The organism is Alteromonas sp. 5NW40-0090, assembly GCF_057552975.1.
The window spans coordinates 267895-292905 of sequence record NZ_BAAJLT010000005.1 but is presented as its reverse complement, the minus strand read 5'-3'; the positions used below and the strand labels follow the sequence as shown (position 1 = coordinate 292905).

The 25011-nt window shown below is 43.5% G+C and carries 17 protein-coding genes; 3 read left to right on the top strand and 14 right to left on the bottom strand.

The window, feature by feature from the left end; all coding sequences use genetic code 11:
- Nucleotides 1-83: 83 nt before the first annotated feature.
- The 3 genes from AC27KT_RS08420 to AC27KT_RS08410 are packed head-to-tail and all read right to left on the bottom strand — an operon-like array spanning nucleotide 84 to nucleotide 3183.
- The gene (locus AC27KT_RS08420; protein WP_084081839.1) at nucleotides 84-230 is read right to left on the bottom strand and encodes a DUF2256 domain-containing protein; all 147 of its coding nucleotides are present in this window, start codon (nucleotides 228-230) and stop codon (nucleotides 84-86) included.
- Nucleotides 217-1755 carry a cryptochrome/photolyase family protein gene (locus tag AC27KT_RS08415; protein WP_487129020.1) on the bottom strand — a complete coding sequence of 513 codons (1539 nt, stop codon included), beginning with the start codon at nucleotides 1753-1755 and terminating at the stop codon, nucleotides 217-219. Before AC27KT_RS08415 ends, AC27KT_RS08420 begins: the two co-directional genes overlap by 14 nt.
- Before the next feature lie 3 nt (nucleotides 1756-1758).
- Complete coding sequence (locus AC27KT_RS08410) at nucleotides 1759-3183, bottom strand: cryptochrome/photolyase family protein (protein ID WP_487129018.1); 1425 nt, start codon at nucleotides 3181-3183, stop codon at nucleotides 1759-1761.
- A 110-nt stretch (nucleotides 3184-3293) separates the two neighbouring features.
- Between AC27KT_RS08410 and AC27KT_RS08405 the strand changes: the two genes are divergently transcribed.
- Both AC27KT_RS08405 and AC27KT_RS08400 read left to right on the top strand, forming a co-directional pair.
- Nucleotides 3294-4601, top strand: coding sequence for a DASH family cryptochrome (locus tag AC27KT_RS08405; RefSeq protein ID WP_487129016.1), 1308 nt, complete (start codon nucleotides 3294-3296; stop codon nucleotides 4599-4601).
- 12 nt (nucleotides 4602-4613) lie between these two features.
- Entirely contained in the window at nucleotides 4614-6263 is a 1650-nt protein-coding gene (locus AC27KT_RS08400; protein WP_487129014.1) for a cryptochrome/deoxyribodipyrimidine photo-lyase family protein, read from the top strand.
- On the opposite strand, the gene AC27KT_RS08395 is transcribed toward AC27KT_RS08400, so the two are convergent.
- Nucleotides 6260-6547, bottom strand: a complete 288-nt coding sequence (locus AC27KT_RS08395; RefSeq protein ID WP_487129012.1) for a hypothetical protein — start codon at nucleotides 6545-6547, stop codon at nucleotides 6260-6262. The genes AC27KT_RS08400 and AC27KT_RS08395 overlap by 4 nt on opposite strands.
- A gap of 207 nt (nucleotides 6548-6754) precedes the next feature.
- Here AC27KT_RS08395 and fabA point away from each other — a divergent pair, with 207 nt between their 5' ends.
- The gene (gene fabA, locus AC27KT_RS08390) at nucleotides 6755-7273 is read left to right on the top strand and encodes a bifunctional 3-hydroxydecanoyl-ACP dehydratase/trans-2-decenoyl-ACP isomerase (protein ID WP_334020676.1); all 519 of its coding nucleotides are present in this window, start codon (nucleotides 6755-6757) and stop codon (nucleotides 7271-7273) included.
- Nucleotides 7274-7371: 98 nt separating this feature from the next.
- Here the strand turns inward: fabA and rmf are convergent, their stop codons facing one another.
- The 10 genes from rmf to AC27KT_RS08340 form a co-directional block, all read right to left on the bottom strand.
- A complete protein-coding gene (gene rmf, locus AC27KT_RS08385; protein ID WP_039220169.1) occupies nucleotides 7372-7548 on the bottom strand; it encodes a ribosome modulation factor in 177 nt (58 codons plus the stop codon).
- 299 nt (nucleotides 7549-7847) lie between these two features.
- Nucleotides 7848-9608: a DUF3466 family protein gene (locus AC27KT_RS08380; protein ID WP_487129010.1), complete on the bottom strand. Its 1761-nt coding sequence runs from the start codon at nucleotides 9606-9608 to the stop codon at nucleotides 7848-7850.
- Nucleotides 9609-9620: 12 nt separating this feature from the next.
- The gene (gene uup / locus AC27KT_RS08375) at nucleotides 9621-11561 is read right to left on the bottom strand and encodes an ATP-binding cassette ATPase Uup (RefSeq protein WP_487129008.1); all 1941 of its coding nucleotides are present in this window, start codon (nucleotides 11559-11561) and stop codon (nucleotides 9621-9623) included.
- Nucleotides 11558-11791, bottom strand: a complete 234-nt coding sequence (locus tag AC27KT_RS08370) for a glutaredoxin family protein (RefSeq protein ID WP_039220177.1) — start codon at nucleotides 11789-11791, stop codon at nucleotides 11558-11560. The genes uup and AC27KT_RS08370 overlap by 4 nt, the downstream gene beginning before the upstream one ends.
- Nucleotides 11788-13884: a bifunctional 23S rRNA (guanine(2069)-N(7))-methyltransferase RlmK/23S rRNA (guanine(2445)-N(2))-methyltransferase RlmL gene (gene rlmKL / locus AC27KT_RS08365; RefSeq protein WP_487129005.1), complete on the bottom strand. Its 2097-nt coding sequence runs from the start codon at nucleotides 13882-13884 to the stop codon at nucleotides 11788-11790. Before rlmKL ends, AC27KT_RS08370 begins: the two co-directional genes overlap by 4 nt.
- Before the next feature lie 86 nt (nucleotides 13885-13970).
- Nucleotides 13971-14978, bottom strand: a complete 1008-nt coding sequence (pyrD, locus tag AC27KT_RS08360; RefSeq protein ID WP_487129003.1) for a quinone-dependent dihydroorotate dehydrogenase — start codon at nucleotides 14976-14978, stop codon at nucleotides 13971-13973.
- Between the two features lie 165 nt (nucleotides 14979-15143).
- On the bottom strand, nucleotides 15144-19982 hold the full coding sequence (locus tag AC27KT_RS08355) for an NAD-glutamate dehydrogenase (RefSeq protein ID WP_487129001.1): 4839 nt from the start codon (nucleotides 19980-19982) through the stop codon (nucleotides 15144-15146).
- A gap of 196 nt (nucleotides 19983-20178) precedes the next feature.
- On the bottom strand, nucleotides 20179-22497 hold the full coding sequence (locus AC27KT_RS08350) for an efflux RND transporter permease subunit (RefSeq protein WP_487128999.1): 2319 nt from the start codon (nucleotides 22495-22497) through the stop codon (nucleotides 20179-20181).
- Between the two features lie 15 nt (nucleotides 22498-22512).
- The gene (locus AC27KT_RS08345; protein WP_487128997.1) at nucleotides 22513-23559 is read right to left on the bottom strand and encodes a WD40/YVTN/BNR-like repeat-containing protein; all 1047 of its coding nucleotides are present in this window, start codon (nucleotides 23557-23559) and stop codon (nucleotides 22513-22515) included.
- 79 nt (nucleotides 23560-23638) lie between these two features.
- Nucleotides 23639-25006, bottom strand: coding sequence for a DUF1329 domain-containing protein (locus AC27KT_RS08340; protein WP_487128995.1), 1368 nt, complete (start codon nucleotides 25004-25006; stop codon nucleotides 23639-23641).
- Between the last annotated feature and the right edge of the window lie 5 nt (nucleotides 25007-25011).

Genomic DNA, 25011 nt, shown 5'->3' with positions numbered 1-25011 from the left:
AGAAACAAATGTTTAACTAGACCATTTCATAACGTGGTTTTTAAATGTGGCGTGAGCCTGAATAAAAGCCTTTTTCACAATTGTTATTTGCCTTCAGCGCTTTTCCTATTACCAGAGCAACGCTTCGAGCAATAACGTACATTTTCCCAGTTCTTTTCCCATTTTTTGCGCCAAGCAAATGGTCTCTGACAAACCGGGCAAATTTTGGTGGGTAAATCAGACTTCTTCATTTTTGGTTAGCTTAGCCAGAAATGTTGAGGCATCTTGCTTCATAGTTTCGATATTTTCTTCTTTCATTCGACCGTAGGTTTTATAGATCATGGCCATGCGGTGATTGTTGCTCAATTTTTCCTTGTGTTTGTCAATAAAGTGCCAGTATAAGTAATTAAACGGGCACGCTTTTGGTCCGGTCTTTTTAGAAACTTGGTATCCGCAATTTTTGCAGTAATTGCTCATCTTGTTTATGTAGCTTCCGCTTGCGACGTACGGCTTACTTGCTAGGTTACCACCGTCGCTATACAAAATCATGCCAGCAACGTTGGGCAGTTCAACCCATTCATAAGCATCAGCGTAAACAAGCAAATACCACGATTGTACCTCTTCAGGGCTCAGTTCGGTTAACAGGCTGAAGTTGCCAATCACCATCAGCCGCTGTATGTGGTGCGCATACGCGTTTTGTTGGGTCTCTTTTATACATTGGCGCATACAGTTCATATTAGTTTGCGCATCCCAAAAGAAAGAAGGCAACGAGCGAGCGTTATTGAAATAATTGTCAGTTTTCAAATTTGGCATAAAGTGCCAGTAAAAACCTCTCACATATTCACGCCAGCCCAGTATCTGTCTAATGAACCCTTCGGCAGAATTAAGAGGTACTTGACCAGCATGGTACGCTTGTTCGGCGGCATGAATGGCCTCTTTAGGCGTCAACAAACCGCAGTTCAGATAAAACGCAATATGGGAATGATAAAGCCAAGGCTTCCCCTCGACCATAGCATCTTGATACTGACCGAAATTTGGTAGTCTTTCTTCTATGAAGGTATTTAAAACGCTGAGCGCATCTTCTCGTGTTACCGCAAAGTGAAAGTTATCGATATCACCAAAATGGTCGCTGAATTCGCTTTGTACTAACTCGATAACATCTGAAGTAATGTGGTCAATGTCGAATGTGGTGTGCTTTGGCACTTTGTGCGTTTCCGGCATGGACTCTCGGTTTTGGGCATCGTAATTCCACTTGCCTCCAATTGGATTTTTCCCGTCCATTAGTATGTTGTGTTTGCGACGCATTTCACGGTAAAAAAACTCCATGCGAAGTTGTTTTTTACTTTCTGCCCAGTCTGAAAATTCTTGTGGTGTGGATAAGAAACGATTGTCTTCACAGATAGTAACGGGTTTACCAAGTACGCTTTCCCATTGCTCCATGCTTTTGAGCAAACGGTACTCACCAGGCATGGTCACTTTTACTTCATCAAAATCCTTTTCGCTTAATGCGTGCTTCACTTGGGCAAGTAAGTCGCCTTTGTTAGTGCTATCAGTATAGTGAACATAGTTAACATTAAAATTTTCATTACGTAAACGTTTAGCAAAATGGCGCATTGCGCTAAATAAGAACGCTATTTTCTTTTTGTGGTGCTTTACATAGGTCGCTTCTTCACGCACTTCCGCCATTAAAATAGTATCTTTGCTTTTCACAGCATCGCTAATAGCCGGTAAGGTCTCGGTGAGCTGATCGCCTAAAACTAAAATAAGTGCTGCCATACCCTACTCTTTTATTTGCTGGAATGCGTCTAGCGCGCGTTGACGCGATGCTTTTAAATCAACAATTGGCTTTGGGTATTCCTTACCAAGTTCAATCCCTGCGTCTTTAAGTACCGCACCAGGTGCTTCCCATGGCTTGTGTATGTACTTATCCGAAAGCTTATTTAATTCTGGACAATACTTACGTACATAATTGCCCTTTTTATCAAACTTTTCGCCTTGTAGTATTGGGTTGAATATTCTGAAGTAAGGCGCTGCGTCTGCTCCAGAACCCGCAACCCACTGCCAACTGGCACTGTTACTGGCAAGATCAGCATCTAATAATGTGTCCCAAAACCATCTTTCGCCTTCATGCCAACTAAGCAATAAATTTTTAACCAAAAACGAGCCAACAATCATGCGCACGCGATTATGCATGTAGCCTGTTTGCCATAGTTCTCGCATACCGGCGTCAACAATAGGAATACCCGTTTTTCCTTTTTGCCACGCTTTAAGTGCCTTTGCATCTGTGCGCCAAGGAAATCTATCGAACTTATCGTTGAAGTTTTTATTTGGCAGTGTTGGAAAATGAAACAGTAAGTAATAGCTAAACTCACGCCACCCTAACTCGCTCAAATAGGTTTCAATACTTTTGTCTTCGCTATTTCCAAATTTGTCTTTTATTGCATACCAAACTTGGTTTGGCGAAACTTCACCAAAATGTAAATGCGGCGATAAGCGTGATGTTCCTCGTGATGAGGGAATGTCACGTCCGTCTTTATATTGTCGTGCAGAGTTTTCAATAAAGTCTGCTAGGTTATCCGCAGCACCGTCTTCACCTGGTGTCCACTCTTTAGCGATGGTTTCATCCCACTTAATAGTGGGTAGCAAGTCTAGCGATGCTAATTCAATACCCTCATTTTCTACGTCTGCATAAGTTATGCGTGCTGGCGGCGCTTTAGGGTATCGCGGCTCTTCAGCTTGCAAACAGCCTTTCTTGTAATAAGGCGTAAATACGCGGTACGGTGTGCCGTCTTTTTTAAGTACTTTCATTGGCTCCCATAAAAGACTTCCATTACAGCTATGTGCTTCGTAATCGCTGTCAATTAGAGATTGCTTAATCGCTTTGTCACGATTGATTTGCCAAGGCTCGTAGCAACGATTCCAAAAGACGCCTTTTGCATTGAATGCTTTCAATAACTTTGGAAGCAGAACTTGTGGATCACCTTTAAAAATTTGCAAGTGACCGTTAAGACGTTGGTTAAGAGAAGCGAGAGAATGATGAAGCCACCATTTGCTGGCTCCTCCAGGTACTCTTCCGTCAGGGGTTGTATCATCATAAATGTAAATAGGTACTATCTTCCCCATATCACACGCTGCATTTAATGCCGGATTGTCTTTTACGCGAAGGTCTTGTCTGAACCACATGATACTAACAGGAACTGTCACTTTTTTTCCTCAGGCGTTGCGCCAAATCTAAATATATTTCGTATTGGTTATCTTACGAAGTTAAGCGGTTTCAGGATCCGTGTAATCATCAAAAAAGCACATAAATTAGTATGAAAAATCAGCAGTCTAACTATAAATCTGAAAATACCTGTCAACGAGGCCTATTCTGGTTCAGGCACGACTTGAGGCTTCACGATAATGCGGCTATTTCTGCATTATGCGACGAGGTCAGCCAAGTCACGTTCGTTTATATTTTGGATGACAAAAACTTTACCCCAAATCCATTCGGTATCTCTCCAATGGGCAAGCACAGGCACATCTTTTTGCTACAAGCATTGGTTGATTTAAAACAACAATTAGCAAAGTTTGGACACGAACTACTGGTTGTAAAAGGCAGTGCCGCTGAGTGTTTAGTTGAACTATTAAGGTTTGGGCAATATACACATCTTGGAGTGAGCCAATATTGTGGTTATGATGAGACTGCAGAATTAAACACCGTCAAACGCTTCTTCGAAAAACTAACCGTTATCGAAACCCCCACCTTTGGATTGTTTGAAGCACAATCACTTCCATTTAGTATTGAAGAAATGCCCGATGTTTTTAGTCCGTTTAGAAGAAAGGTAGAAAAACACTGCAAACCACTCGCGGTTCACCCTACTATAGAGCGACTACCTCCCTCTTTTACACCAACGATAGACGCGTCTTTTTTAGTAACGCTCGACCTCGATTTGCCTGAACCTTCAGATTCGACGTTTATTGGTGGTGAAACCGCAGCGCTTTCACACCTACACACATATTTATTCAACTGGCATGCTGCGGCATCCTATAAAGAAACCCGTAATGCACTAGATACATGGAAAGATAGTACGAAGTTATCAGCTTGGTTAGCTAATGGTTCACTTTCTGCGCGAGAAGTAATGAGGCAAGTTCATCACTTTGAAGAGACCGTTGAAAAAAATGACTCCACTTACTGGATTTACTTTGAACTGCTGTGGCGTGAGTTTTTCCACTGGCTACAGTGTAAATATGGTGCTAGGTGGTTTCGCTTTAGCGGTATTCAGGGCAAAACACCTTCCACTACACATTGCCCAGAGACCTTTACGCAATGGTGCGAAGGTAAAACCGGGTACCCTATTGTGGATGCGTGTATGCGACAACTTGCTGAAACGGGATACATGTCGAACCGCGGCAGGCAACTCGTTGCCAGCTGCTTTGTGCACGAGCTGCGACAAGACTGGCGATACGGTGCAGCATGGTTTGAACACCAATTAGTTGATTACGATGTAGGTAGCAACTGGGGAAATTGGCTTTATCTTGCTGGCGTGGGAAGCGACCCTCGCGGACATAGACAATTTAACCTGCAAAAGCAGACTGAAATTTATGACCCAACAGGCCAATTCCGTAATAAATGGCTGTAGTTCTTTAGCTGTATGACGTCAGACAAATTTAAAGAAACAGTCACTGTTATCTGGTTAAAGCGAGATCTTCGTTTACGTGACCACGAACCTTTTTATCGCGCTGTAGAGGCCGGTGAAAAATTGCTCCCACTGTTTTGTTGGGAACCTTCGGTCATTGCCGATCCGCATATGGATATTCGTCATTGGCGATTTATGCAGCAAAGTATTGATGACATCAACAGTCAATTACCCGCCCACGCTGGTGTTTTGTCGCTACATTGTGAAGTGGCAGAAGCACTTAAATTTATTGCTCAAAATTACAACATTGGCGCGGTTAGGAGTTACCAGGAAATAGGTCTTGCGGTTACGCATAACCGCGATAAAGTTATTTCTAGATACTTGAAAAACAAAGCTATTTCATTTTCTGAATATCAGTATTGTGCAGTGTTACGTGGTTTGCCAGATAGAACCCAGTGGCAGCAAAACTGGGAGCGTCATTTTGCTGCTGCCACCTATGATTTTGATATAGAAGCTGCAAATTGGGTTAATTGGCGTGACCATGCCAGTCTTAAAAAAGCGTCTAAATCTATTAAGGAAATAGCTGAATTAAAATCCTTTCTATCCGACCGACCTAAAGACTATTCTGACGGGGGTGAATGTTACGTATACAAGTCTGAGTACACCAAAAATGAAGTAGCGTCCGATATAGCTACAATGCAACCTGGCGGTGAAAAACGTGCTTGGCAGGTGTTAAAAGACTTCTTCAGCTATCGTGGGCAGTATTATCACCAGCATATTTCTAAGCCTGAATATGCACGTCGAGCATGTTCGCGATTGAGCCCTTATCTCGCATGGGGCAATATCTCAATAAAGCAGGTTTATCAAAGCGTTCAGCTAGAAAAGCAAGCTAAGAAAGCTTTACCAACATCACAGCGTAAACAGTGGAGTCGCGCCCTATCTGCCTTAACATCCAGACTGCATTGGCACTGCCATTTTATTCAAAAGTTTGAAAGCGAGCACAGTATAGAATGGCGCTCTATGAACAGCGCGTACGAAAACTTTCCCTTTATAGATGGCCCTGAAGCTGAACGTCGTTTTCATCGTTGGGCTACGGGTCAAACTGGTTACCCGCTTGTTGACGCTTGCATGCGCGCACTTAAATATACCGGGTATATCAACTTCCGTATGCGAGCAATGGTCACGAGTTTTCTATGTCACCACCTTAATGTTCATTGGTTGAAAGCTGCTCATTATTTGGCAACACAGTTTTTAGACTTTGAACCCGGTATTCATTATCCACAAATACAAATGCAGGCGAGCGTGACTGGTATTCACACTGTGCGCCTTTATAACCCTGCAACACAGTCACAACAGCTAGACCCCGAGGGTGTCTTTATAAAGAAGTGGGTACCTGAGTTGGCGAGTCTACCTAATGAAGCGGTTCATGCTCCCTATTTGCTACCGCCATTAGAAGCGCAGATGTTAGACTTTAATATTGACCGTGATTATATCGCACCAATTATAGATATCGCTCAAAATAACCGCATGACTGCAAAAAGGTTGTGGGACTTTCGAGAGCGCGATGATGTCATTAAAGAAGCGCAGCGCATAGTTAGGCGTCATACCATGCAAAATAGTCCAAGCCGCGCGTGGTTAAACAACAGAGTCAATAAAACAACTTAACGGTTATTTTTTCTAAGCCATTCATTTAAAAGCTTAATCTGGCCACATTTGTAGGCGGCATACATAAGTCGCATAGCATTAGACATAGCTTCGCTGTCGGTCCAGCCTGTTTTATCTCGGATTTCGTCATAGCAGGCTTTTGCTTCTGGGCTAACATAACCTCTCACTAATTTTTTTCCTGCGTCTTTTTGTCTCTCTCTAAAGCGTCTTTGTTTATCAGCGTTTGCTTTTGCTCTATCTACAGGGCTTTTCTTACTGGTTTTTTTTGTTGTTTGATCTGTCATAGTTTTCACACATAGATACGATATTGTGAAGCGTAGTTTAATCGCTGTTTATAAATTGAACTTGTAGGGCGATATCCGTACGGGTTAAATTAACTTTGAGTATCTTAGCACGCGTTTTTCTTCAGAAAAATGACTGTTCAGAGTTGTTTGGCGTACAAGTGTTCGCTAAATTAACACCGTCACTTTAATAACAACAATGAGTTGGGAATGTCAGAGAAGAAAAGTAGTTTTAATAAAGAAGATTTATTGGCGTGTAGCCGCGGTGAAATGTTTGGTCCGGGCAACAGTCAACTACCAGCACCCAATATGCTGATGATGGACCGCGTAGTTTCAATTACGGAAGATGGCGGCGAACATGGTAAAGGCGAAATTATTGCTGAATTAGATATCACGCCAGATTTGTGGTTTTTTGACTGCCACTTTCCAGGTGACCCCGTTATGCCTGGCTGTCTTGGCCTAGATGCAATGTGGCAGCTTGTGGGTTTCTTCCTTGGTTGGAGCGGCGGCCCTGGAAAAGGTCGTGCGCTTGGTGTTGGTGAAGTTAAGTTTACCGGCCAAATACTTCCTACAGCCAAAAAGGTCACTTACAAGATTACGATGAAGCGTGTAATTAAGCGTAAACTCTTTATGGGTATGGCTGATGGCTCGGTTGAAGTCGACGGTCGCGAAATTTATGTCGCAAAAGATTTGAAAGTAGGCTTGTTCCAAGATACATCGAATTTTTAATCGCTGTTTAATCGACGTTGAGTAACAAGCGATAGAACAAAAAAAGCCCCTTTTCAGGGGCTTTCCTTTTTGCATAATCAGTTCATAAAAGAGAAGTGTTATTTAACACTTAAACCTAAGTGTCTATCTTCTACTGCCTCACGCCATCCACCTAACCACTGTGAACGTGCATCGTTTTGCTGAAATGGACAATTTTCCTTTGAACGACCGCTGATACCAGCTTGATAGCCTTTAGAATGGGCGCGAGTCATTTTATCTCTTTTTTGTCTTTTCATTGATTAGCCTCTTTTGTTTGTTGAATGTACAACAAATCATTTTCACGAGCGCTCTACATCATATCGGTTGATAGTGCCGGAAAATTAATTGCGTACCTTACTTTGATAGTGCAATTAACAAAATGGTTCAAGAAAAATTTAAAATTAAAACGCTTGACAAACTTTAAATAAATGAAGTTTCGATGAAATTTATGTTACATTTTTTATGCATAAATATGTTTGTTTTTTCATTTTTTTGGCATAAAAAAAGCCACTCGAATGTGGCTTTCAACGGCGGCCTAAAAACCGACCATAGAGTTCTATCGTTTACTAAAACGTCTACGTACAAACGCGGCAGCAAATAACCCGAAAAATGCGAGCCAACCCATTGATGCACCGCTGCGCTCAAATGGTTGTTCGTCTTCAGGCACTTCACAATCATCGACAGAGCCATTAGCCAGTGGCGTAAGCTTAACCGCTACAATAGAGTCAACTAATTGTGTCTCTCCGCTTGAGTTAATAATGTCAACGCCAGTTACGTATTTACTGTTTGTTTTAATACGCGCATTGGCGATAATTTCGTTATCGTCATTGATATCAACTGCTTCAATCAATTCATAAGTATTGTCACAAGATACTAGATCATTGAGGTCTAAAAACTCTTCTGTATCGATGTTGTACATAAACGCTGCAGTTTCGCGTAGGGTGTCGCTTGTTGCATCAACATCGGCCTTGCCCACCACAATATTGTTATTGTTGATAGCGTTTGCTGTCACACCTGCACTGACGAAGAATCCATCTGGATATTTCTGTTCTTGGGTATCTAGGTTATAAACAAAAAGGCGTGAGCGTGCGATATCGCTTTGCGAACGAAGCACAGCACCTGTGACCCAGTTCTCATCATTAATAGCAATGGCTTGGCTGATAATATTCTCCTCTCGAGGAAGGAGTTCAATAGTTTCACCGTCTCTAAATACTGTGGCAACACGCTCGCTTTCTGTTAATCCAGACTGGTTAGGGCGAGTAATCGTAATACGATCACCTGTTAGACCCTCACCGACGGCAATACCCTGACTATTGATGTCATATGCGTAGGTGAAATAGTGTGCCGAGTCATCTTCATCTGGCTCAAATAACAGCGGATATGTATCTGTACTAATAACATCACCATTGACGTCAATTTGCCAAATCGTGGCATTAACCTCAGACAATAAAACGAAGCCGGGCAAATAGTTTGTGGATGTATTCAAGTAATAGCTAGAGATGCGCGGTACTGAAAAATCACCATTGTATATGGTAAAAATACAACGACCTTCAGACTGGTCACCACGAAGCTCTGCGTCGGAACAGGTATCAATTGCCTCATCAACATCGTCTTGGAAACTTACTGTGCTGAAGCCCGCAACTTGCAGGTTCGAATTGATTGCGCGGGCTGACGAGAAACCGCCCGCTGTCGTGTCTACTGCTGGCAACGCTTTAGTCGCACCTGAGGTCTGAACAAAGCCCTGCTGCGCTGATTCAGGGTAGGTATAATTGATGGTATCACCATCTTCATTCTCATAAGGGTCTAACACCACCAACCCAGATGAATCACCCACTATGAAGTTGCCATTCAGACTATCTCTGCCTATCGCTTCTACAGAACGCGTATAATCATCGAACTTTTCAGTAATTTCGTCTAAGCCCGGAACCAAAGAAATATCTTGGGTGTCGGTGATATAAGTTCTAAACGGTGCAAGCTTTTGACCAGTGACTGCATTGGTGTTAGAAAGCAGATAGTTAACAATTGTTGAGTAATCTGCATCAGTGAATACACCTTGACGTGCATCATCTTCGTTTTCTAAATCTTCACCGTTAACATCGAAGAAAGTGGTATCTTCTTCTAACTGCTCCACATCTATAGGTGGGTTATATTCAAGTTGCACTACAGACAACATTTTGCCTGAATTATCAATTGAACGAGCAAAATTGTTTCTAGCGGTATCCTGCAAAGGAAGAGGTGTCACTGAATAGGTCGCGGCAAATGCCGAAACACTTCCTGTTGCCAACAGAACGGCGGCGGCAAGCTGAGTTCGTTTCATTTAAAATCCTATTTACTGCTGATTATCTTCCAGCATACTTTCTAGTTCATCCCAGCGCGCATATTTCTGGGAAAGTAATTCTTCTTTATCTGCCAATTCGGCTAATGCCTTGGCAGTAGTGTCACTGTCTTGTTTGAAAAAGTCTGGATCGTTAACTTTCTCTTGCATAGCCTCAAGTTCCTCCTCGAGCGTTTCCAGCTCTTTGGGTAAGGACTCAAGCTCACGCTGGTCTTTGTATGATAACTTTTTCGTCTTACGGGGAGAAGACTTAGCACTAGGACTGTCTGAAGCTGAATTAGTTTCATTCTTTACCTTGGCTTTTTCTTCCTTTTCGATTTGCTGACGTTTTTCCTGCTGTTCTTTATACCAGTTTTCTACGTCAGTGAAACCCCCAATAAATTCCCTGAGCAAACCATTACCTTCGAAAACCACGCTACTATTTGCTACGTTATCAACAAATTCCCTATCGTGGCTCACCAACAGAACAGTGCCGGTATATTCATTGAGCAAGGTTTCGAGCATTTCTAAGGTTTCAACATCAAGATCGTTAGTTGGCTCATCCAGCACAAGAACATTACTTGGCTTAAGCATAAGTTTGGCCAACATTAGACGGTTCTTTTCACCACCAGATAGCGACTTAACCGGCGCATTAACGCGTTCAGGCGTGAATAGATAGTCTTGCAAGTAACTGATAACGTGGCGCGGGTGGCCGTTCACCATAAGATCGCGCTTACCATCCCCTACAGCGTCAATAACAGTCTTTTCTAAATCTAATCCGTGTCGATGTTGATCGAAATAAGCGACTTCTAAATTAGTGCCCTGCTTGCAATTTCCACTATCAGGCTGTAACTCACCTAACAAAAGCTTGATAAGCGTACTTTTTCCGCTGCCGTTAGGCCCAATCAGGGCAAGCTTATCACCACGTAATACATTTAGGTTTAAGTCTTTAACAATAGGCTTACCTTCAATGCTATAAGTTAAGTCTTTTACCTCAAATACCATTTTGCCAGAGCGTACGCCTTGATGTTGATTGACAACGGCATTTCCTTGTACCGCTCTTCTTGCTTTGCGCTCTTCCCGAAGTTTTTTGAGTGCCCTTACTCGCCCCTCGTTGCGAGTACGACGGGCTTTGATACCCTGACGGATCCATACTTCTTCTTGCGCAAGCTTTTTATCAAACTCCGCGTTTTGAGACGCTTCTACCTCTAAGTCGTGCTGCTTTTTCTCAAGGTAGGTTTCGTAATTGCCTGGATAGCTGGTAACAGACCCGCGATCTAGGTCAATAATACGTGTCGCCATAGCGCGTATAAATGCACGGTCGTGGCTTACAAACACGATAGCACCCTGGTAATTGCTTAAGCTGGATTCAAGCCAGCGGATCATTTCAATATCAAGGTGGTTGGTAGGTTCATCTAACAGCAATAAATCAGGCTGTCTAACAAGCGCACGTGCTAACGCTGCTTTTCTGCGCCAGCCCCCAGATAACGTAGATAACGATATCTCAGGGTCAAGTTTAAGCATGGTAAGCGTTTGTTCAATTTGCTGTTCGAACTGCCACGCATCTCTTGCTTCTAATTGTTCTTGTAGTCGTTGAAGTTTATTTAAATTAGCTTCACTTGGGTCTTCACCCACAATGCGCGTTTGATGGAAATAGGCTTTTAGCGTTTCACCTACGTCAGATAATCCCTCAGCAACGTAATCAAACAGTGTTACATCGGTTGTTTGTGGCGGGTCCTGCTCTAAACGAGCTATTACGGTATTATTCTCAATAATGCGTTGGCCATCGTCGGCAATAATATCACCTGCGATAACTTTCATAAGCGTTGATTTACCGCTTCCGTTGCGACCTACCAAACATACACGCTCTTTAGGCTGTACGACAAGTTCAACACCATCTAAAAGCGGTGGATTTCCATAAATAACAGTGATGTTTTTTAACTGCAAAATGCTCACTGAAGAAACTCCTCTAAATCGGCTGCTGTAAAAGGCCAGCCAATTTCTTTTTCGTTATCTGCTCGTTTCAATACGGGGATCCTTGCACCGTACAAATGGTACAGCTCGGTGCTTGTACGAATATTTACTTTCGCAATTTCAAGTGACGAGAACTTGGATGTTTGCTGAAGTTCAACATCCGCTAGGTCACAGAGGCTACATTGAGGGCCCGTGTAAAAGATTATTTTCATGAACGTAGAATCCAACACTGGTGTATCTTACCTTTTCGGGCAAAATCTTCGGGTATGGTTTCGTGAGTAATATTTTCAATTGCTAAGCCAAGCGTAGAGATGGCTGACTCGTCTAACTTAAAACCACGTTTATTGTTAGAGAAGATTATAGTCCCCTGCTCTTTTAAACAGGCTTTGGCGTCGGTAAGCATTTTTACATGGTCGCGCTGAACATCCCATGTGTTTTGCATACGCTTTGAATTTGAAAACGACGGTGGGTCGATGAAAATAAGGTCATATTTACCTTTGTGCGTACCTAACCATGTTGTGCAATCCGCTTGAATGAATGCGTGAGGCCCATTTAGTTTATTTAACGCTACGTTTTTCTTTGCCCATTCCAAGTAGGTATTCGACATGTCTACTGTGGTAACAGACTTGGCACCGCCCATAGCTGCAAATACAGATACGCTGCCCGTGTAAGAAAACAAATTCAATACGTCTTTGTCTTTTGACAAGGCTTTTACTTTTTGACGGGTATTGCGATGGTCTAGGAAAAGACCGGTATCTAAGTAATCAGTAAGGTTAACTAAAAAGCGAGCGTCGTTTTCGAACACGTCCATCATGTCACCTGACTGATTTATTTTTTCGTATTGCTTCGTCCCTTTTTGTTGGCTACGCACTTTAAGTGCAATATGCTTGGGGGATACGCCAGTTACGGCAGGCAGATGCAACAATACTTCTTGCAGGCGTTTACGGGCTTTATCTTCTGATACGGTTTTAGGCGGAGCATATTCCTGAACAACCAGCCAATCACCATATCTATCAACGGCTACGTTATAATCCGGTAAGTCAGCATCGTAAATACGGTAGCAGTTTGTGTTTGCGTTTTTTATCCAGCCTTTCATGCGTTTAAGGTTTTTCTTAAGGCGATTTGCAAACTCGTGGTTGCTGGCATCTTCACTAAATTGAACCGTGTTTTGTTCATCAAGCACATAGTTGGCTAAGCGACACTCTAACTTACCATTATTCATAGCATAGTCTTTAGTGGCGCGAAGCTTTAATACGCGTAGTAAATCGCGGTTACTGCTAAGAAGCGACACATGCCAACCTTTCCACGCTTCTTTAAAGCGTTTACCCCAATCACTAAATAGTGGTATTAACGAAGTCAGTTCACCCAAACGCTCACCGTAAGGTGGGTTAGAGACAATGTAGCCTGGAGTGGCTACTGGCGGAGAAGACTTTGTTGCGTCTTGCTGTGAGAACGAAATATCGTTGAATACGCCTGCAAAATCAGCGTTGGCTTTCGCAATCGCCACCATTTTACGACTGAAGTCACCAGCATAAATACCGCCGCAGTTTGGCTTTTGAACAGATATAGCATGTTCTACCAACTCTTCCCAAACTTTAGCTTCGTGGCCAAGCCACTTAGTAAAACCCCAGTATGAACGCTTGATACCTGGCGCAATATTACGCGCAATATAGGCAGCTTCTATCGCAATGGTGCCTGAGCCACACATTAAATCTACCATAGGCGCTTCGGTGTTTTCTGTCCAACCACTGCGCATAAGCATTGCACTGGCGATATGCTCTTTAAGCGGGGCGTCACCGGTTTCTTGTCGATACGCGCGTTGGTGTAAACTTGCTCCAGCTAGGTCGATACCCAAAATCACATTGTCACGGTGCAGTCTGGCATATACAGAAATATCAGGGCTTTTGCGCTCAACAGACGGGCGAGGTAAATCTTGCTCAACGAATGAATCTACGATGGCGTCTTTCACTCTAACTGCACCAAACTGGGTATTTTTGATAGCAAAGTTGGTGCCGATAAATTGCACAGATAAGGTATGACGTGAATCCATTTGCATCTGCCAGTCGATGCCCATCGCCGTGTTATAAAGCGCATCTGCATCGCCTGCTTTTCCCGATGCTAGTACCCAGATCACGCGGTTAGCTAAGCGTGACCATAGGCAAAGTTTATACGCATCTTCTTTTGAGCCTTCAAACTGAATAGTGCCAGGACCCTGCTTTATTTGTGCATCAGGGCAGAGACTTAGCACTTCTTGTTTTAATAGTTCGTCAAGACCGCGACTGGTCGTAACCAGAATAGTATTCATTCATGTACCTGTATTTGATGTACGTGCTTTATGCAAAAAGCACGTACACGAGAGATTGGTTTCGGGTGTACTTTACTTCGATTGTATTATAACGCGTTTACTATGCGTTTAACGAGCGATGGGCCTTGATAAATAAAAGCCGAGTAAACTTGTACTAATGATGCGCCTGCGTCTAAGCGCGCTTGCGCTGTTTCTGGAGAGTCGATGCCCCCTACGCCAATAATAGGTATCGCTCGATCAAGGGCTTTATTTAGCTTGCGAGTTACTTCTAGGCTCATATCTGTCATCACAGAACCGCTCAAGCCGCCCATTTCATCAGCGTGCTTTAACCCCGCTACAGCGTCTCGTGAAAGCGTTGTATTCGTTGCTATCACGCCATCCATTTTACTGTTGATCAACGATGCCGCAATGCTTTCGATTTCAACATCACTAAGGTCAGGCGCTATTTTAATGAACAAGGGCACATACTTACCGTGGGTTTGTGTGAGCGTTTCTTGGGCGGCTTTTAAGCCTACTAATAACTTGTCAAGCGCTTCACCGTACTGCAGGTTTCTAAGCCCCGGTGTGTTGGGAGATGAAATGTTTATAGTGACATAGCTGGCATAGGGGTAAACCCTATTCAGGCAGATAAGATAGTCGTCAAGGGCATTGGCCTCTTCAGTATCTTTATTCTTACCGATGTTTATGCCAATAGGCCCCTTAAATTGTGCTTGCTTTACCTGCTCTACTAGATGATCCACGCCTTTGTTATTAAACCCCATGCGGTTAATAATGGCGTGCTTTTCAGGAATTCTGAATAAGCGAGGTTTTGGGTTTCCTGGTTGAGGACGAGGCGTAACCGTTCCAATTTCAACAAAACCAAATCCCATGCTCGAAAATGCATCGATACAATCGCCATTTTTATCTAAGCCTGCCGCCAAACCAACAGGGTTGTCAAAGGTCATACCCGCAACGGTAACGGGCTTTTTGATTGTTGGTGTGCTGTACATCCATTTCAGCGGGGTATGTTGGGTCTTGTTCAGCCAATTAATGGTGAAATCGTGACTTTTTTCAGGCTCGCACTGAAGTAAGAGTTTTTGCACTAGAGATTGCATGGTTGTTTTAAACGCTCGCTTATTAGGGGCCTAGAGAACGCTACCATATAAGGGTTTGCACAGGTCTCATTTTCGATAAAACTGCTGTGAAACTATACAATAATGTTCAAGCGGCCAATAAAAAGCCCTGATTAACAGGGCTTAAAATATTAAGGTGCGTGTATTCTAATGGTTAGACTTCACGCTTAAAAGCATCAATTCACGTAAAGCGACAGAAAATTTCGCAAATTCATGTGTTGTACTGGTCTTAAACTCTGACATCATGTGATACCAGCGTTTAAGAAGTACCTGATTACTTTCAATCCACTCATCTAGAATTTGGTCAGCATCACTGACGTCTTCACGAGAAGACAACAGGTTTGCTGCGATTGAACGCTGCTGCCAATCAAGTTCTTCGCGATATGAAGCCCGCGCCAACGCTTGCCAATGGTTGCTCACTGCTTGATTGTTTATTTGGTCCAAGAACCAGTGAAGCTCTAAGCGATAACCTAATTGATAGTAAAGCTTAGCGACAACATCGGTATCGTGTTTATCAGTTTCTACGATCTGTGCCAAGTCGAAGCTAGAGAACATGTTTGAGAAACTCGCAACTTGATATGCAATATCTTGAGGTACACCTTTATCGATATACTTCTGCGTTGCCGCTTCTAATTGCGAATATTCACTTTCAACCAAATAATGCTGTAAGTTTTTCGACAGTTTATCGAATGTACCGCGGTAGCTAGCAATGGCTTCTTCTATGGATTGCGCTTTATTGCCGTGGCGAATATACCAACGTGAAGCGCGACGCATAATTCTGCGTGCTTCATCCAACATTTTAAGCTGAAGCTTAGCTGGGATAGCGTTGTCTAATGCCTCTATACGCTCCCACAGCGTCTTCATATTGAAGATACCGTGTACAATTGCGTAGGCGTCAGCAATTTCGCTTACACTTGCACCCGTTTCTTCCTGCATTCTGAACACGAAGTTAAGGCCCATGTCATTAACCATGTTATTGGTTAATTTAGTGGCGATTATTTCGCTTCTAAGCGGGTGTTGCTGCATATGTGTTGCGAACTTTTCGCGTAGCACTTTAGGGAACGCCTCTACTAACAGCTTTCCGTGATAAGGGTTGTCAGTTATTTCTGGAATGTTCAACGCGTCTTTAAGCACCATCTTGCCATAGGCGATGAGAACACTTAATTCTGGGCGCGTCAGGCCTTGGTCTGTGGCGACACGATCTGAAATCTCATCGTCACTTGGAATAAACTCCAACTCACGGTTTAACTGACCTTCACGCTCAAGACCGTGAATAAAGCGAAGTTGTTCTTTAAGCTGCTTCACGCCAGCCAGTTCGGTAATGGAAATCGACTGGGTTTGGCGATAACAGTCTTTCAGTACAATACGACTCACATCGTCAGTCATATCGTAAAGCAGCTTGTTACGCTGTTTGAGCGTAAGCTCACCGTCGTTCACTAAACTGTTAAGCAGGATTTTGATGTTAACTTCGTTATCCGAGCAATCAACACCACCAACGTTATCGATAAAGTCGGTGTTAACGCGGCCGCCATTAGAGGCGTACTCGATACGGCCTAATTGGGTCAAGCCTAAGTTACCACCCTCACCTACGATTTTAGCTTGAACGTCACGGCCATTTACCCGTAAATCATCATTCGCACGATCGCCCACTTCAGAGTGAGATTCTTTCTTACTCTTGATATAGGTACCGATACCGCCGTTCCACAGTAAGTCGACAGGCATTTTCAATATATTATGAATAAGCTCGTTAGGGGTCATGGTAAGCTGGCGCGTACCCAACCATTTCTTCATTTCGGGCGTTAGCTTGATAGACTTAGACGCGCGGCTAAATACACCACCGCCTTTCGAAATCAGCTTACTGTCGTAGTCTTCCCAGCTCAAACTTGGGTTTTCAAATAAACGCTGCCGCTCTTTATAACTTGCTGCTGCATCTGGACTTGGGTCGAAGAAAATATGTAAATGGTTAAACGCAGCGATTAGTCGCGTATGCTCTGATAACAACATACCGTTACCAAACACGTCTCCAGCCATATCGCCCACACCCACAGCGGTGAAGTCAGTGGTCTGGCAGTCAATACCTATCTCTCTAAAGTGACGCTTAACTGATTCCCAACCGCCGCGCGCAGTTATACCCATTTTCTTGTGGTCGTAACCTATGCTGCCACCCGAGGCAAATGCATCGCCCAACCAGAAGCCAAATTCTTCTGCAATACCGTTGGCAATATCTGAGAAGGTAGCAGTACCTTTATCTGCTGCGACAACCAAATACGGGTCGTCATCATCAAGGCGAACAACATCTTTAGGCGGTACTATTTCGCCGTTTACAATATTATCGGTTATATCCAGTAAGCTTGTGATGAAGGTTCGATAACATGCCTGACCTTCAGCTTGTATAGCGGCACGGCCTTCACCTACTGGCAAATTTTTACAAACAAAGCCACCTTTCGCACCAACAGGGACAATAACTGTGTTTTTAACCTGCTGTGCTTTAACCAGACCTAAAACTTCGGTTCTAAAGTCTTCTTGACGGTCAGACCAGCGAAGGCCACCACGGGCAACTTTTCCGCCACGTAGATGCACACCTTCAACGCGAGGGCTGTATACAAAGATTTCAAACTTTGGCAGCGGAAGCGGCATTTCAGGGATCAGTTCAGGCATCATCTTAAATGACACGTAAGACTTCTCATTACCCGCATCGTCAGGTTGGTAGAAGTTTGTGCGCAAGGTTGCTGACATCATATCTAAGTAACGACGGATAATACGGTCGTCATCAAGATTACTTACGTTGTCTAGCTGCGCTTTAATCGATTCTAAAATAGCGTCTTCTTTTTTCTGGTTACGCTTCTTCTTAGGGTTAAAGCGTTGGTCGAAGAAGTCGACAAGTAAGCGCGCGATATCTGGGTAATTAGAAAGGGTATTCGCAATGTAATCGCGACTGAATGAGCTGCCTGTTTGGCGCATATATTTAGCATAGGCTCGCAGTATGGTGACCTTTCGGCCCGTCATATTTGCGCCTAGAATAAGGCGGTTAAACGCGTCATCTTCTAGCGTTTTATACCACACTTTTGCAAAGGCATCTTGGAAGAGGATTTGCGCGTTTTCCATGTCAAAGTGTTGTCCACTTTTGTGCAACATGGTGAAATCCATTACCCAGTTACGCTCGCCCTCTGAACACGTTATTTTATAAGGACTCTCATCAATTACGCGTAACCCAAAGTTCTCGAGCATGGGTAACACGTCAGACAAATGAATAGGTTCTGCGCGGTGGAAAAGCTTAAGCTTAACAACTTGGCTGTCTGCGTCCTCTTCTTGAGGGCGATAGAACAACATGTCCAACGTATGGTTGTCGTCAAGCATCTCTAGCTTGCCAATATCAACTAGCGCTGCAGATGGAAGGTTATGCTCCATGTAGCTACGAGAAAACGCATTGTTGTACTTACGCTCAAGAGCTTTGCCAGATGCTTCACCGTGCGCAGCTGAAATAGCTGACGCGAGTCTGTCATTCCAGGTTTTGGTCAACTCAATAATGTTTTGCTCTATTTCCTTCACATCGAATTCCGCGTTGTTGTCGTTGACTCTTGCAATGTAATGCGTACGGGCATACACCGACTCTGAGAAGAAGGTGGTAAATTCCACTTCTTCAGTTGCACCTAAAGACGCCTTAAGTAGCGCTTGTGTTTCTTTACGCAACTGAGTGTTGTAGCGCTCTCTCGGTACAAACACCATACAAGAAAAGAAACGACCAAATGTATCTTTGCGGATAAACAAACGTGAAATACCGCGCTCTTGCATTTGGAAAATACCCATTACAATTTGCGCAAGTTCTTCCGCTGGCGTTTGTAATAATTCGTCACGTGGATAGGTTTCTATGATGTTAGCGAACGCTTTATAGGCGTGTGTGCCAGGCTCGAAACCGGATAACTCACAGATACGCTTAATCTTTTCGCGCAAAATCGGCAGTTGAGTAACGCTATTGTTATAAAACGATGCTGAATACAAACCTAAGAAGCGATGTTCGCCGACAACTTGCCCGTCTTTATTGAAGACTTTTACACCGACATAATCCATGTATGCTGGGCGATGTACCCGCGCTCGTGAGTTGGTCTTGGTTAGAATTAACGGATTTTTACTTAATGCTTCTGCCCTTGCCGACGCAGGCAAGCGTGATAATAAACGCTCTCGGTCGTTTACTGAGTTTTTAAGAAGGCCTAAGCTGGTATCGTTTCTTGGGATCCATCTATGGTCCCCCTCAATGGCTTTAACATCGTAATAACGATATCCCATCATAGTAAAGTTATGATCGCTCAACCATTCCAAGTACGCCTTCGTCTGTTTTTTAGCGTCTGCAGACACTGGCCAATTATACTTAGCGTTGTTTTTGATGACGTCTTGTAAGGTATTCGTCATATCTTGCCAGTCTTTAACCGCCAAAGATACTTCGTCAACAACAGAGAAAAGCTCTTTGGTTAACGCGTCAATATCCTTTTTTGATGTCTGAGTATCGACTTCAATGAAGATGACAGTCTCTTTTTTAGCACCTTCAAGGCTCTGGCCAGGCTCGGCAAACGCTTCAACTTTGTTTGCACCGTCTCGTTTTATGCCAATTGGGCTATGAAGGAAAAGGTGTGCGGTAATGTTTAACCGGTTAAGCAGCATTCGAACAGAGTCAACCAAGAACGGCATATCTGATACGATAATTTCTACGATGGTGTGGCTAGAGTGCCATCCGTGTTTAGCAATTTCCGGATTAAATACACGTATGTATGGTGACGCGTGTTCAAACTTTGCTAAGCCATTCCATAAACTTAATGTTGCTCCATAAAGGTCGCTGTCGTTGCGATTTTCTAAGTCATCGCTTGATATGTTTTTATACAACAGACGTCCGAATTGCTGCACAAGAGACTTCTGCTTGGTATCTACTTTTTTATCAATAAGTGCAAATACGTTTTCTAGCAGTACTGAGTGTCGCTGTGAGGTGACTGTCATTTGTTAACCTTTTTTGAATGTCGTAATACCAATTCAACTTGGTATAAGTGCCGAGTACCTAACTATTTTCTCTAATAAATGACGCTAATGAAAGCCCATTTTTAACCTTATATTAACAGCATAGATAACTATGCAGAAAACACCCAAAAAAAAGGGCCAAAAGGCCCTTTTTTATGCGTAGCTATGCAAAAATAATTTATGCATCAGGGTCATTCTTATTCCACCACAGGAACCTAGCTAAGGCAGGCAGTACAATTATTGCACCGAGCATGTTCACAACGAACATAAACGTTAGCAATATGCCCATATCCATTTGGAACTTAAGTGAAGAGAACACCCAGGTACTTACGCCTATTGCCAACGTGATGCCGGTAAATAGCACAGCACTTCCACGTTCTTTTAGGGCTGCGAAATACGCTTCCTGAACGGTGGCGCCTTTCTTCAACATCAAGCTCTTGGTCGATAGTATATAAATACCATAGTCCACACCGATACCCACGCCTAGTGCGATAACCGGTAACGTAGAGACGGTGAGACCAATTTGAAGGTATGTCATTAGCGCTTGAGCTAATACAGACACTACATAAAGCGGTATTACAACGACTAACGTGGCACGTACAGAGCGGAAGCTTATCAGGCACAGTGCAATTACAGCACCAAACACATATAGCATCATAGGATCTTGCGCTGCACTAACCGCTTCGTTAGTTGCGGCCATTACGCCAACCGGTCCTGAAGCAAGGCTGAATTTCATATCATCGGTTTGATACTCATCTCGATACGCTTTAACTGCATCGACAACCCGAGATATGGTTTCGGCTTTGTGGTCTTCCATGAACAGGATAATCGGCATAACAGAACAGTCACCATTAAGTAAACCAGATGACGTAGGTACGCGGGAAATAGCTTGAACTAACGTTTGTTGATTACGAGGAAGCACCTGCCATTTAACATTGCCCTCGTTGTAACCTGCGTTCACAATTTTTGCTACAGATGCAAGTGAAACCGCCGACTGAACCCCTTGTACGTTTTCCATTTTCCATTGGAAGTCGTCCATGGCTTTCATTACGCTGTGCGATGTACAGGCTTCTGGCGTGGTTTCAACCAGAATAGAAATGTAGTCTACTGTAACCTCATACTTATCGGTAATTAAGAAGGTATCTTGGTTATAGCGTGATGTCTCATGCAAGGCCGGAGCCCCTGCGTGTAAGTCCCCTATCTTCATGTTTTGCGCTTGGAAGTGCCCAAGTACAAACAAAATAGCGGTAACAGTTAAGATAAATGCTGCTGGCTTTTTACGCGAACATGCAGCAATAACTTCCCAGAATTTAGAGTTAGCATTTTCCTTACCCGCAAATTTTTTAACATACTTCTGGTCTAGCTTTAAGAAGCTCATCAGGACAGGAAGCAGCAAAAGATTAGTAAGAATAATTACCGCCACACCCATACTTGCTGTTATTGCCAACTCGCGAATAATGCCAATATCGATAACCAGCAACGTCATGAAACCGACCGTATCCGATAACAGGGCGATTCCGCCCGGTACGAGTAGATTTCTGAATGCCGCCATAGAGGCCCGTTTTGCACCAATACCCGTTACCGCCTGTTTTTCTACAGCGTTAATCATTTGCACACCGTGACTAACACCAATCGCGAACACCAAAAATGGTACTAAAATTGACATAGGGTCCATGCCAAAGCCGATTGAGGTCAAAAGTCCAAGCTGCCAGATAACAGCAATAATTGAGCAAACCAATGGCAATAAAGTAAGCATGATGCTGCGTGAGAAGAAGTACACCATTACCGCAGTGATCGCGATTGCGATGGCAAAGAATAACAGTACGTCTTTAGCTCCGTCGGCCACATCACCAATCATTTTTGCAAAACCGATAATATGAATAGATGTGTTTTCGTTTTCATACTGACCGCGAAGCTGCTCTTCTAGCTCTGCTGCCAGAGCGAGTGTATTAAGCGGCTCCCCTGTTTGTGGGTCAATATCGAGTAACTGTGCGGTTACCATAGCACAGCTGTAATCACTGGAAACTTGTCGGCCTACAATGTTTGCCTTTTCTACGTTTGCAGCAACTAATTCCAGTGCTTCAGGGCTAGACGAATTAAAGTCTGCGGGAATGACTGGACCGCCAGCAAAACCACCTTCAACGATTTCTGTAAAGCGCGTTGAAGGCGAGAAAAGTGAGATAACTAATGAGCGGTTCACACCATTAATAAAGAAAAGCTGGTCGTGAACATTTTTCAACGTATCAAAGAAGTTTTGATTGTAAATATTGTCGTTCTTATCACAGACAGAAACCAATATGTTATTGGCCCCACCAAAATCTTGGCGGTGCTCAATATAGGTTTTCATGTATTCATGATTAAGCGGAATATTTTTCTCAAAACCTGCGTCTAAGCGCATCTGTGAGGCTTGGTAACCTAGAAATACCGTTGCAATAGCGAAAAGTGCTACCACAATTTTACGGTTTCCAAACACTAATTTTTCTAGAAAATGGGTCATTGTTTTTATACTGCCCTATTTTAAATTCAACGTTTTAATGCCATTCGCGGAAACAGCAATGCTTGTACCATTGAACTGTGTGGCATTTAAAAGCGCTGCTTTATCTTTTATCTGTGATACCTTGATGCCTTCATCAGCTTCGCAGTCCGATGGATTGGCATAAGGGTCCCGCATACTGGTAGGAAGTGGACGCTGTGCGCTTACCATCATACCATTATTGCCTAACGCATAGACCTTTGACTCTGAGCCAACGAGAATTGAGTTAAGCGTGCTGGTTGAACAGGTTTGAACGTATTCCCATTCCCCTTGGTTTCTGTTCACGAAAATGTTACCGCGAAGTCCTACCGCTAACACCGTATTTTCATCTAACGGTTTGATATCAAAAAATGACCCAGTATAGTCAACGTAATAACGCTCCCAAGACTCCCCCATGTTAGTACTTTTTGCTAACAAACCCGCTTCACCCGCCATATAAAGCGTATCTCCGTCAAGGGTCACGCGATTTAAGTGAGGCAAGATAGACTCTAACTCTTGTTGATAAAAATCTTCGTCTTCCTTGCGAATTTCTTCGAGATATTCTTGGTCCATTGGGTCAAGAAGACTGGCGTGGCGCTCTGCAGACCACGTTTTTCCACCGTCAAGCGTTCGATAAAACAGGCCATAGGCACCAGTGGCAATGCCTTGCTTTTCGTCAAAAAATAATACATCTAAAAACGGGCGTTGAAGGTCGGGTTGATAATTTTGAATTTCCCAGGTTTCGCCCTTGTCTGAAGAATGAAGAATGACAGCGTCGTGACCTACTGCCCAAATATTCTCGCCTACAACAGTAGTCGCAGTTAGCGTTGATTGAGTGGGCACGAGTTTCTGATGAAAACTCTTGCCATCTTCCGATAATAAAACGTGACCGCGTTCACCGACAATAACGACAAATGAATCAGCGTCTATGTCCAAAAGAACCGATTGCTCAACCAATGGTGCCATGAATGCTTCTTCGGCGAGTGCAGTTGAAGAGTAATTAACTGCGAAAGTGGCGGCAATGCACGCTGCAATGGTTTTTTTCATAATTAACCATTCCCCCTATTTATAATTGTCTGTATACAAAAACGGTTGGCATTTGCCAACCGTTTGTTGTGTAAGGCGATTAGCGCATACCTTCTCGTCGTAACGCTTGAGGCGTGAATTCCACATCTCGAGGGCGCACGGTGAAGTCATACATCTCTTCCTCGTTGTCTAAGCCAATGGCTAAGTAACGTCGAGAGTTTAAGTCGTAATACGCGTCAAGCGTCGACCATTGTGTTGGTACTTCGTAATAGTTCACACCATAAGCTACACCAACGCGGTACAGTTCGCCACGATTATCATACATATCAGCAACTTGAATTTGCCAGCTATCTTCATCAATGAAGAATACGCGTTTTTGATAAATATGACGGAACCCTTCTTTTAGCGTCGCTTCAACTACCCAAACACGGTGCTTTTCCCAGCGTGTTAAGTCTGGATTAACGTGATTTGGCTTCAAAATATCCTCATATGAGGCATTGTCTGAATGAAGTGCATAGTTGTTGTAGGCAACAAACATTTCCTGTTTGCCAACAAGCTTCCAGTCATAACGGTTTGGAGAGCCGTTAAACATATCGAAGTCATCGGTAGTACGAAGACCGTCTGCTGCTGTACCTGGTGTGTCATACGCGATGTTTGGCGCAAGACGCACACGACGCTGACCGGTGTTATAAGTCCATGCTTTACGCGGCTCTTTTACCTGATCTACTGTTTCATGCACAAGTAGCGCAGTTCCCGCTAAGCGAGCTGGCTTAGTCACCTTTTGCTTAAACATGAACAAAATATTGTCTTCTGTTAGCTTCTCTGGCGTAGCATCTTCTTCTGCGTACTTAATTAATAACTGCTCGTCAAAACCAATAACGTTGTAGTCACCGCCGGTAGTAACCGCCGCTTGGCCACCATTTCGCTGAACCGCTTCGCCACGATAGCGAAGAATGTGGTTCCAAATTGCTTCGAGACCGTTTTGGGGTATTGGGAAAGGAATACCCAAAACCGCGCCTTTAATACCATTACCGTCATCTAGCAGTTCAGCTCGTGACGCGTTTACCTTAGTAGCATCATAAATCGCTTGTGGATTTGACGCAGAACGGCGTGTTGGGTAAACCGGCATGCGGAACGTTTCAGGGTACGCTTCAAATAACTTCTTCTGACCTTCTGATAAAAATTCTGCGTACTCTTTGTAGTTTTGAGCCGTAATTTCAAATAACACTTTATCATCTGGATATGGATCAGGGTGATGGTCACCCACGGTATAACCTGAAGGTGCAGCAGTAATACCGCCAGTCCATGCTGGAATACTGCCGTCTGCATTTCCTGCTTTAACCGCACCTAATGGTGTTAAATCATTACCCAGTTTGTTTGCGTCTGCTTCAGACACTTTAGCCATTGCGCTTGCACCAGACAAGGCTAGTGACAAGGCTGCAGCGATAATTCCTACTTTTCTAATCATAAAAA